This is a genomic window from Cecembia sp. (assembly GCF_007126775.1).
Taxonomy (GTDB): domain Bacteria; phylum Bacteroidota; class Bacteroidia; order Cytophagales; family Cyclobacteriaceae; genus Cecembia.
Genome location: NZ_SLAP01000026.1, coordinates 19,838 through 29,837, shown reverse-complemented (window position 1 = coordinate 29,837; position 10,000 = coordinate 19,838). Strand labels below are relative to the sequence as shown.

11 protein-coding genes are annotated in these 10,000 nt (G+C 39.7%); 5 read left to right on the top strand and 6 right to left on the bottom strand.

The genetic code is table 11. The features are described 5' to 3' along the window. Window positions 1-237: 237 nt before the first annotated feature. Both QZT73_RS02025 and QZT73_RS02020 read left to right on the top strand, forming a co-directional pair. Entirely contained in the window at window positions 238-432 is a 195-nt protein-coding gene (locus tag QZT73_RS02025) for a hypothetical protein (RefSeq protein ID WP_291781085.1), read from the top strand. A gap of 121 nt (window positions 433-553) precedes the next feature. Continuing rightward, window positions 554-703, top strand: coding sequence for a hypothetical protein (locus QZT73_RS02020; RefSeq protein WP_291781087.1), 150 nt, complete (start codon window positions 554-556; stop codon window positions 701-703). A 25-nt stretch (window positions 704-728) separates the two neighbouring features. Here the strand turns inward: QZT73_RS02020 and QZT73_RS02015 are convergent, their stop codons facing one another. Beyond that, a complete protein-coding gene (locus QZT73_RS02015) occupies window positions 729-2,318 on the bottom strand; it encodes a peptide MFS transporter (RefSeq protein ID WP_291781089.1) in 1,590 nt (529 codons plus the stop codon). Between the two features lie 287 nt (window positions 2,319-2,605). Here QZT73_RS02015 and pckA point away from each other — a divergent pair, with 287 nt between their 5' ends. Further along, entirely contained in the window at window positions 2,606-4,207 is a 1,602-nt protein-coding gene (gene pckA / locus QZT73_RS02010) for a phosphoenolpyruvate carboxykinase (ATP) (RefSeq protein ID WP_291781092.1), read from the top strand. Window positions 4,208-4,325: 118 nt separating this feature from the next. Then, window positions 4,326-4,763: a peptidylprolyl isomerase gene (locus QZT73_RS02005; protein WP_291786345.1), complete on the top strand. Its 438-nt coding sequence runs from the start codon at window positions 4,326-4,328 to the stop codon at window positions 4,761-4,763. A 62-nt stretch (window positions 4,764-4,825) separates the two neighbouring features. Here the strand turns inward: QZT73_RS02005 and QZT73_RS02000 are convergent, their stop codons facing one another. The 4 genes from QZT73_RS02000 to QZT73_RS01985 all read right to left on the bottom strand — a co-directional run bounded on the left by QZT73_RS02000 (window position 4,826) and on the right by QZT73_RS01985 (window position 8,546). Then, on the bottom strand, window positions 4,826-6,112 hold the full coding sequence (locus QZT73_RS02000) for a nucleoside transporter C-terminal domain-containing protein (RefSeq protein WP_291786343.1): 1,287 nt from the start codon (window positions 6,110-6,112) through the stop codon (window positions 4,826-4,828). Between the two features lie 79 nt (window positions 6,113-6,191). Continuing rightward, window positions 6,192-6,794, bottom strand: a complete 603-nt coding sequence (locus QZT73_RS01995; RefSeq protein WP_291785582.1) for a bifunctional nuclease family protein — start codon at window positions 6,792-6,794, stop codon at window positions 6,192-6,194. A gap of 10 nt (window positions 6,795-6,804) precedes the next feature. After that, the gene (locus QZT73_RS01990) at window positions 6,805-7,773 is read right to left on the bottom strand and encodes an electron transfer flavoprotein subunit alpha/FixB family protein (protein ID WP_291786341.1); all 969 of its coding nucleotides are present in this window, start codon (window positions 7,771-7,773) and stop codon (window positions 6,805-6,807) included. A gap of 35 nt (window positions 7,774-7,808) precedes the next feature. Continuing rightward, window positions 7,809-8,546, bottom strand: a complete 738-nt coding sequence (locus QZT73_RS01985; protein ID WP_291786339.1) for an electron transfer flavoprotein subunit beta/FixA family protein — start codon at window positions 8,544-8,546, stop codon at window positions 7,809-7,811. 73 nt (window positions 8,547-8,619) lie between these two features. Here QZT73_RS01985 and QZT73_RS01980 point away from each other — a divergent pair, with 73 nt between their 5' ends. Continuing rightward, complete coding sequence (locus QZT73_RS01980) at window positions 8,620-8,955, top strand: tetratricopeptide repeat protein (RefSeq protein ID WP_291785570.1); 336 nt, start codon at window positions 8,620-8,622, stop codon at window positions 8,953-8,955. Here QZT73_RS01980 and QZT73_RS01975 read toward each other — a convergent pair. Beyond that, window positions 8,952-9,950, bottom strand: a complete 999-nt coding sequence (locus tag QZT73_RS01975; RefSeq protein ID WP_291785568.1) for a zinc-binding dehydrogenase — start codon at window positions 9,948-9,950, stop codon at window positions 8,952-8,954. The genes QZT73_RS01980 and QZT73_RS01975 overlap by 4 nt on opposite strands. Between the last annotated feature and the right edge of the window lie 50 nt (window positions 9,951-10,000).

Genomic DNA, 10,000 nt, shown 5'->3' with positions numbered 1-10,000 from the left:
CCCAGCTTCCCATGCCAAAAAGACAGCAATTGAAAAAAAACCTCAAGGCCGATGTGATTCTATATCTGGAAACATGGACGCGTATACTTGAAGAGGAATGGCTGGATAAATCCACACAAAAATTATTGATAAAGGACGAAAAAAATATCAGTCAAAAGGTATTTGCATAAATCTTTATTTTATCGTACTTAGCAAAATAATCCAAACAAATATCGCAACATTAACTTAGAGCAAGCTATGGAGGATTTTGACGACGATTTCGATGAATTCGAAGATGATAATGAATTCGCTGAAGAGTTTCAAGATGAAGTTTATGATATCGATGAGGAAAGCGAATTGATAGACGACAACTTCATGGATTTTGAAGATGACGATTTTGATGAAGACTTCGATGAAGACGAGTTCGAAGATCTTGATGATGAGATCGATTAAATTTTGAAAACCAAAAGCAGGTAATTACAATTCACCTGCTTTTTTTATTGTCCCATTTTGAAGCAAATTTCTTCTACCTTATATTGCGAAAAATTTATCAGAAACCCATAATCTTAATTATATGACTTTATTAGAAATATTCAGTGCACCGATTGCATCTGGAGCACAGCTCTTCCTTTTGATTGTTTGTATTCTTATCGGTCTTGGAGCAGGATTGTCCGCTATGGATTTTAAAAATACTTCGGCCCCGAAGGAATCAAAAGATAAATAGAAAGAGGTCCATTTGGACCTCTTTTTTAATGCACATTGCCCATCAATCGACGGATTGGACGACTTAATAAGAGTAAGAGTACCCCAGCTCCCACTGCTGTATAAACAATGATCATGTACTGATCCGGCATTCTCAACAAAGCTTCTTCTGTTCCCCCACTTGCTTCTCCGGCTATCAAGCCTGCAAAAAGATTCCCTAAAGAAACTGACAAGAACCAAATACCCATCATTTGACCTCCGTATTTAGCAGGAGCTAATTTGGTGACCAAGCTTAAGCCTACAGGGCTTATACTCAATTCCCCAAAGGTATGTAACATGTATGTAAAAATCAGCCAGGTAGGTGCGGCCAGCTCACCTGATGCCGCTATTTTGGCTGCAAAATACATCACTAAAAACCCCATTCCCAATAAGATCAGGCCCATAGCGAACTTCAATGGTGAACTTGGTTCCAAATTTCTTCTTCCCAATCCAACCCATAAGGCACCAAAAAAAGGGGCAAATAGGATAATAAACATGGAATTAATGGACTGAAAATACCCAGCAGGTATTTCCCAACCCAAAAAGTTCCTATTGGTAAACCTTTCTGCAAAAAGGTTAAGTGTAGACCCTGCCTGCTCAAAACCAGACCAAAATAAAGCCGAGAAGAGAAATAATATGGCAATAACCCCAACCTTCTTCCTCTCCTCAGGATTTAATCCTCCAAATAAAATCACATAACCTAAGTAAACAAAAGCAACAATTGCTATAATGGTCCCTGAAGCTCCGGCTATTGCAGAGACATTGATTGGAATAAAACCTAAAAATAAAACCGTCAAAATCAATAAAATGAAAGTACCTATGCCAATAAGTATTTTCTTTAGTTTTTCCCGATGCCGTAAATCTTCTTCAGTGACTATTGCGATATCCTCTCCATATCCATCCAAACTACGGGCAGAAAGCCTGTATTGAATCAATCCAAATACCATTCCCAGACCTGCAAGCCCAAAACCCAGGTGCCAATCGAAGGTGGCCAATGTACTACAAGCTATAGGAGCAATAAGGGCGCCAATGTTGATCCCCATATAAAAAATAGAAAAACCAGCATCCCTTTTTGAACTTCCAATAGGATAAAGCTGACCAACAATAGAGCTGATGTTAGGTTTCAGTAAACCCGTGCCAATAACAATGAAAATCAATCCTAAAAAAAAAGAATTGGTATCTAAAGAAGATAATTCCCCGGTTGTGACACCAGCATTGTCAACAAACAAATGAAAAATCCCAGGCAATGCCATTGTAAAATGCCCAATCGCGATAATGACTCCTCCATACCAAACAGATTTTTTTAATCCGAAAAGCCTGTCCGCAAACCAACCTCCTGGTAAAGCCAGCAAATAAACCCCCATAGTGTAAAGTCCATAAATGGCGCCCGACGTTTTGTCATCAAAGCCTAAGCCACCATCCACAATGGCAGTAGTCATGAAAAGGATCAGTAATGCGCGCATCCCATAATAACTGAACCTTTCCCACATTTCTGTAAAAAACAAGGTCATTAAACCTTTAGGATGTCCAAATAAGGTGGGGCCAGGAAACAAATCTGATTGCTCTAGGCCATTTGGTACTCTTTGGTGGTTTTCCAAAACTTATACAGTTTAAACGCTATCAAGTAACATACATTACAATGATAAGAGAATTTTCTAAATTCTTTAATATTAAGTCTAAGGAACAGCTTCAAAAAGAAAAACGATAAAGCATTAAACCTGAAGGATTAATCTGGATTGGAACGAAAACCCATAATCAAATTTTAACCAAATATTATTTTCGTAATCGATTGAAAAGATAAAAAAAGGCATTTTTATTTGTCTATACTTTTCATAATTACCTATCTTTACCGCAAGATATAAACCCAAATTGAAGCATAATTGATATGTTAGAACTTGAAGTGAAGTCTGCAAATAAGAGTTTGTCAGATTTAGGTATTTCAACCAGCGGCACTACTTTTTGGAACCTCAGTCCAGCTGAATTGGTGGAACAAGCCATCAAAAATAATGAGGGCCAACTTACAGATTCCGGTGCGCTAATGGCAGATACAGGAACTTTTACAGGAAGATCTCCCAAAGACCGTTATATTGTAAAAGACGCGTATACTTCGGAAAGCATTTGGTGGGGAGATATCAACATTCCATTTGAAGAGGATAAATTTGACCACCTTTACTCCAAAATGACAGCTTTCCTTAAAGACAAAAACCTTTACGTAAGAGAGGCTTTCGCTGGAGCAGATGAGCAGTACAGGTTAAACCTAAAAATCGTCAACACCCTCGCTTGGCACAATCTCTTTTGTTACAACATGTTCTTGAGGCCAAAAAAAGAAGAACTGGAGGATTTCAAAACAAATTTTACCATTATCTGCGCTCCTGAATTTGAGGCTGATCCCATCTCGGACGGTACCCGGCAGCAAAACTTTGCCATCCTGCACCTTAGCAAAAGAATACTGCTGATAGGAGGAACTGCTTATGCTGGTGAAATGAAAAAGGGTATTTTCTCAGTTTTAAATTACCTTCTTCCCCACGATTATGGAGTATTGTCCATGCATTGTTCTGCTAATGTTGGTAAAAAAGGAGATACTGCAGTGTTTTTTGGGCTTTCAGGTACCGGTAAAACTACCCTTTCAGCGGATCCTAACAGGGCACTTATAGGGGATGATGAACATGGTTGGAATGATGATTCTGTTTTCAATTTTGAAGGTGGATGTTATGCAAAAGTCATAGATCTCAGTAGGGAAAAAGAACCGGAAATATGGGATGCAATCAAATTTGGCGCTATAGTGGAAAACACACGGTTTGAAGCCAACAGCAGGAAGATAGATTACAGCAACAAAGAAGTAACAGAAAATACCCGCACCTCCTATCCTCTCCACCATATCAAAAATGCATTGATCCCCTCAAAGGCAGCAATACCAAAACATATATTCTTTTTGACGGCGGATGCATTTGGTGTAATTCCTCCTATTTCTAAACTGAATAAAAGCCAGGCAATGTACCATTTCATTTCAGGCTATACTGCAAAGGTAGCTGGTACTGAAGTGGGAGTTACAGAACCAAAAACCACATTTTCAGCTTGTTTCGGAGCGGCTTTCCTACCACTCCATCCTACAAAGTATGCATCCTTGTTTGGGGAAAAAATGGAAAAAAATCAGGTAAATGTATGGTTGGTAAATACCGGTTGGACTGGTGGTCCTTATGGTATTGGAAACAGAATGAAACTAAAGTATACACGCGCTATGATTTCTGCAGCATTGGAAGGAAGACTGGATCATGTCAATTACAGGACCCATAGTGTGTTTGGTGTAAAGATTCCTGAGACTTGCCCCAACGTTCCTGATGAAGTGTTGAGCCCAAGAACCACATGGGAAGACAAAAACGCATATGATAAAAAAGCAAGGGAATTAGGCGCTGAGTTTGTTAAAAATTTTGAAAAATACAAAGATTTTGCCACAGCGGATATTCTGGAAGGATCTCCAAAATGGTAAACTGACCCTTTATCAGTAATATAAACCCAGAAAGAAAAGGGGGTGTCTCTCACTCCTTTTTCTCTTTTAAATGGGAAGCATTAAAGAGTATTTACTATTTTTGAACAAAATTACACACATGAAAACCGCAGAAATACATACCCAAAAAGGCATCATGAAAGTTGAATTATATGAGAATGATGCCCCTAAAACTGTAGAAAACTTTATCTCACTTGCTAAAAAAGGCTTTTACGATGGTCTTACATTTCATAGGGTTATACCAAACTTTATGATACAAGGAGGTTGCCCTATCGGAAATGGTACAGGAGGTCCAGGATACAAAATAGATTGCGAACTGGATGGAGAATTGCAATATCATGATAAAGGGGTGCTCTCTATGGCCCATGCTGGTAGAAATACAGGAGGTTCACAATTCTTCATTTGCCATAATAGGGATAATACACAGCACTTGGACAGAAGGCATACCTGTTTTGGTAAAGTTACAGATGGATTGGATATTATTGAGCAAATCAGACAGGGTGATAAAATAGATAAGATCATTGTGGCGGAAGAATAACAGACCAACCTGCACAAGGAAGCCCTTACTGATACAGTATGGGCTTTTTTTTGCCTATTAATTTAGCCAAGTAAAGCCCCAGCAATGGTTGCTGTCATCAGACAGGCCAATGTAGCTGCCAAAAGTGCTCTCATACCCAACTTGGATAAGTTTCCCTGCTGGTTAGGAGCAATACTTCCGATGCCACCAACCTGAATGGCTATAGAGCTGAAATTGGAAAAGCCGCAGAGCGCATAGGTCGCAATTACAATGGATTTTGAAGACAAGCTCCCTGCATCTTTCATTTCAGCCAAACTTAGATAGGCTACAAATTCGTTGATAACCGTTTTCTGACCTAGCAGGGATCCAACCTGTAAGGTTTCGCTCCATTCCACTCCAATAACCCAAGCAAAAACCCGGAATACCTGCCCTAGAATATATTCTAATGAAAATCCAGAAAATTGGCCACCAGTACTTGAAGCGACCAAGGTATTTAATCCCGAATATTCCCCAATCAGGCCAGAAAGGATAAAATTCAGAGCAGCAATGACTGCTATAAAGGCCAATAGCATACCTCCTACATTCAAAGCTAGCTTTAATCCTTCTGAAGCGCCTATAGACATGGCATCAATTAAATTGACCCCCATATTCTCCTCATTTACCTCTAGCTTATCATTGATAACCTCCTTGTCCTGCTCAGGAATCATGATTTTTGACATGACAATAGCAGCAGGCGCATTCATTATACTCGCCCCCAATAGGTAAGCTGCAAATTTACTTTGCTCTTCCAAGCTATCTCCACCCAAAAAAGCAACATAGCCTGCCAACACCCCACCTGCTATCGTAGCCATCCCACCTGTCATTAGACACATCAGTTCGGATCGTGACATCGTAGGAATAAAAGGTCTTACCAAAAGCGGTGCTTCCGTCTGCCCCAAAAAAATATTCCCTGCTGCTGATAGACTTTCGGGTCCTGACAATCGCATTGTTCTGGACATTACCCATGCTATTCCAAAAACAATCTTCTGCAAAACCCCTAAATAATACAAACCTGCCGATACGGTAGAAAAGAAAATAATCGTTGGTAAAACCTTAAATGCAAATATAAATCCAAAATTATCTGTTGCCAGGTCTCCAAAAATAAAGATCGCCCCATCTTCCGAAAAGCTCAACAATTTAACAAAGGCCCTACTTACCGTAGCAAATACATTGGCCACAAAATCTACTTTGGTGATAAGAAAACCAAATATTGCCTGAAGAACAACACCAATCCCGACCAATCTCCAGTCTACAGCCCGCTTATTGGAGGAAAAAATCAATGCAAAAGCCAGAAGTACGAATATCCCGATTAAGCCCCTGAAATAATCCATCTAGAATGTTTGTGTACAATTAATTGATAGGTTTGTCAATAAAGGAACAAAAAAGCCTGGCTCAGTACCAGGCTTTTTGTTAGTTTCTCCTGTTGATTTCATCCCTTATCCTGGCGGCCTTTTCATAATCCTCATTGTTAATTGCCTTATCCAGAAGCTGATTTAATTTGTCCAAACTATAGTCTTTCAAGGCATCTGTTGATTTAGAAGGGGATGTTGTTGGCCTTTTACTTGATGAAGGTTTTTCATACGCCTTCTTTTCATCTTCCTCGATGTATTCCGATGCAAAATCTTCCATCACTTTCGATGCACAAAAGATTGGGGCATCAAATCTTACTGCAATCGCTATCGCATCAGATGGCCTTGCATCAATTTCAACTTTTTTACCTCCCGACTTACAAATGATATTGGCATAGTATACCCCTTCACGCATGTCAGAAATCAAAATATGATCTATTGCATAGTTGAAATTGCTTGCAAATGATTTGAACAAATCATGGGTCATGGGCCTGTTGGGAACTATCTTTTCTATCTCAATGGCGATGGCCTGGGCTTCAAACATCCCTATAACAATTGGAAGGCGCCTATTGCCACCCACTTCTCCCATCACCAAAGTAAAAGACCCTGATTGGGAATGATTTGAAGATAATCCTAGAATTTCCAATTCAACAGTTTGATCCACAGGTACAATTTTATTTTAATGCTTTTACTGCTTCGGTTAATTTAGGTAAAACCTCAAAAGCGTCACCAACAATACCATAGTCAGCAGCCTTGAAAAATGGCGCTTCAGCATCTTTGTTGATTACTACGATGCATTTTGAAGAATTTACACCCGCAAGATGTTGAATCGCTCCCGAAATTCCAACTGCTACATACAAAGATGGCGCAACTTTTACCCCAGTTTGCCCTACATGCTCATGATGTGGTCTCCAACCTATATCGGAAACGGGCTTGGAACATCCCGTCCCCGCTCCCAATTCTTTGGCAAGACTTTCTATTAAGCCCCAATTCTCAGGTCCTTTCATTCCTCGGCCTCCCGAAACTACTATATCCGCTTCTGGCAATAAGATATCTCCAGTAGCTTTATCTGTTGATGTGATGTTAGTAGCAAAACTCTCCGTTCCTATTTCAAAACTTACTTTTTCCACAGAAGCAACAGGCCCGTCGGTTTTAAGGTCAACCGCGTTTTTCTTAACAGCAAGAATTTTATGCTCTTTGTTTACGGTAGTTTCAGCAAAAGCCTTTCCAGTATAAATACTCCTTTTTACTTTGTACCCTGCCGTAGTATCCGGCAAATCAACCACATTGGAAACCAATGCTGCTTTTAACTTGATGGCCAACCTTGCTGCTACCGCATCTCCTAAGGAACTTTTTGCCAAAACCAAAGTATTGGCACCAATTTGATTGTAAGCTAATCCAACTGCATCTGCATGTGCCTGAATGATACCCGCATTCAATTTTTCATCCTCTATATGAAGTACCTTATCAGCGCCTGCATTTCCAGCTTTGGAAAGCTCATCCTCGGCAATGGTTCCTAAAGCTACCGCTACAACATCACCACCTGAAAGCTTTTCGGAAAGTACTTTGGCATAAGATACTGCTTCTAAACTGGTTTTCTTCACGGATCCTTCCGCATGTTCTATATATACTAATATTGACATAATCTTTTTATTTTCAAGAATTTAATAAGTTCAAATTAAAGTACTTTGGCTTCATTTTTCAACAATCTGACCAACTCCTCAACATTATCTTTGTCAACAAGTTTGACTGCTCCTTTTGCAGGTGGTAATTGGTAAGCAGTAACTTCTGTCGCATTTTCCTCAGATATGGCCTCTTTTACTTGAAGAGGCTTGGTTCTTGCTGACATGATACCGCGCATATTGGGAATTTTCCATTCTGCAATTGGCTCTTGACAACCTGCTACTAAGGGTAGTTTTGCTTCCAAATATTCTTTACCTCCTTCAATTTCTCTTGCCATTTTTACAATTTCCCCATCAACTTCCAGTTTCATCACCGGCGAAACAGATGGAATACCCAAGAGCTCTCCAACCATACCATGAACCATACCCCCATTGAAATCTATGGACTCCCTTCCCATCATGATGAGGTCATAGTTATTTTCCTTGGCTATCGCAGCTATTTGAGTGGCTACAAAGTGGGAATCAGAAGGAAAAGCATTTACCCTGATTGCATCATCAGCACCTATAGCCAGAGCTTTTCTCAATGTCGGCTCCGTTTCTGCCTCACCAACATTCAGCACGGTGAGACTGGCTCCCAACTGCTCTTTTAACTCCACTGCCCTTGCAAGCGCATAATCATCATAGGGACCAATGATAAACTGTACGCCACTCTTATCAAATTTGGTATTGTTTTCAGTGAACTGGATCTTTGATGTAGTATCCGGCACGTGTGTAATACAAACAAGAATTTTCATTTATGAATCTTTAAGTTATTTATAATTAAATTGCGTGAATTTAGTAATTGAATGATAATTAAAAAAAGAATTGATGAGCAAATTGTCGCGCATAGAGATGTTACAATCGTTTGCAGAGCAAGAACCCGAAAATCCTTTCAATTGGTATGCTTTGGCTCTTGAGTTTCAAAATTCAGAACCGGACAAAGCAGCCAACCTATATCATAAACTCCTGAAAGTGCATAAAGGTTACCTGCCTACCTACTACCATGCAGCAGCTTTTTTTGCCGAAAACGGAGATCTTGATTTAGCAAAAAAGATCTATGAAGAAGGAATTACCCTGGCCCTTGAGAAAAACGAATCAAATACCCTGAGAGAATTAAAAAACAGTTACCAGAATTTTCTTTTTGAAAATGATTTAGATGCCTAAACCCGAACAACAATCTTTCCTTTTTGCTCTCCTTTTTTCATCCGTTCAAAAGCATGTACCGCTTCATTCAGTGGGAAAACCTGATCAATAAGAGGTAGCACTTTATTGTTTTTGACAAAAGAAAGCATGTTTTTAAAATCCTCATCACTTCCCATGGTGCTTCCCAGGATTTTAATCTGATTCCAAAATACCTTTCTTGCATTAAACCCACTGGGATTGCCTTTTGTAGCACCGTAGAAAACAATCCTACCTCCTGGCTTCACCACATGAATAAGATTGTTCAGTGTATCACCCATGGCACTGTCAATTATCAAATCAAAACCACCGGTTTGATCCAGCGCCTTATTTGCCCAATCATCTTCTGAATAAAGGTAACCTTGAATAATGCCTAATTTGAGTGCAGCTTCAATTTTTGCCGGACTGCTACTGCTTACATATACCTCAGCTCCAGCGAAATAGGCAAATTGTGCAGCAAATTGCGCCACTCCTCCTCCAAAACCTGTAACCAATACTTTTTCTCCTTTTTTTAAAGCTCCTTGAACCATTAAAGCCCTGTAAGCTGTGAGACCTGCCAAAGGCAGGGCAGCCGCCTCCTCCCAAGTTAGAAACTCAGGTTTTAAATGAAGCCGGTCAGCATGAACCTGTACCCTTTCAGACAAGGTACCATGACTTGGCATTCCCAAAATCTGGAATTCTTGTTCCTGAACATGTTGGTTTTTCCCCCAATTAAGAGCTGGATTGATGATGACTTCTTTACCCAACCAACCATTTAAATCATCACTCCCAACCTCATTTACAATTCCAGCGCCATCAGACCCGAGTACAACGCCATCTTTTAAATTAGGATATAAGCCTTGTCTGCACCACTCATCCCTGTGATTCAGCGCAGCAGCTTTTACTTCTATGCTTACCTGACCTTTTTCCAAAGCAGGAAGTTCCACCTCAGTCAATTCAATTTTACTGTCAATATCCCTATTTAAAACAATGGCTTTCAATACGATAAGGTTTAAATGTTAAAATAATGGTAAAAGAATGTTTTCGCATC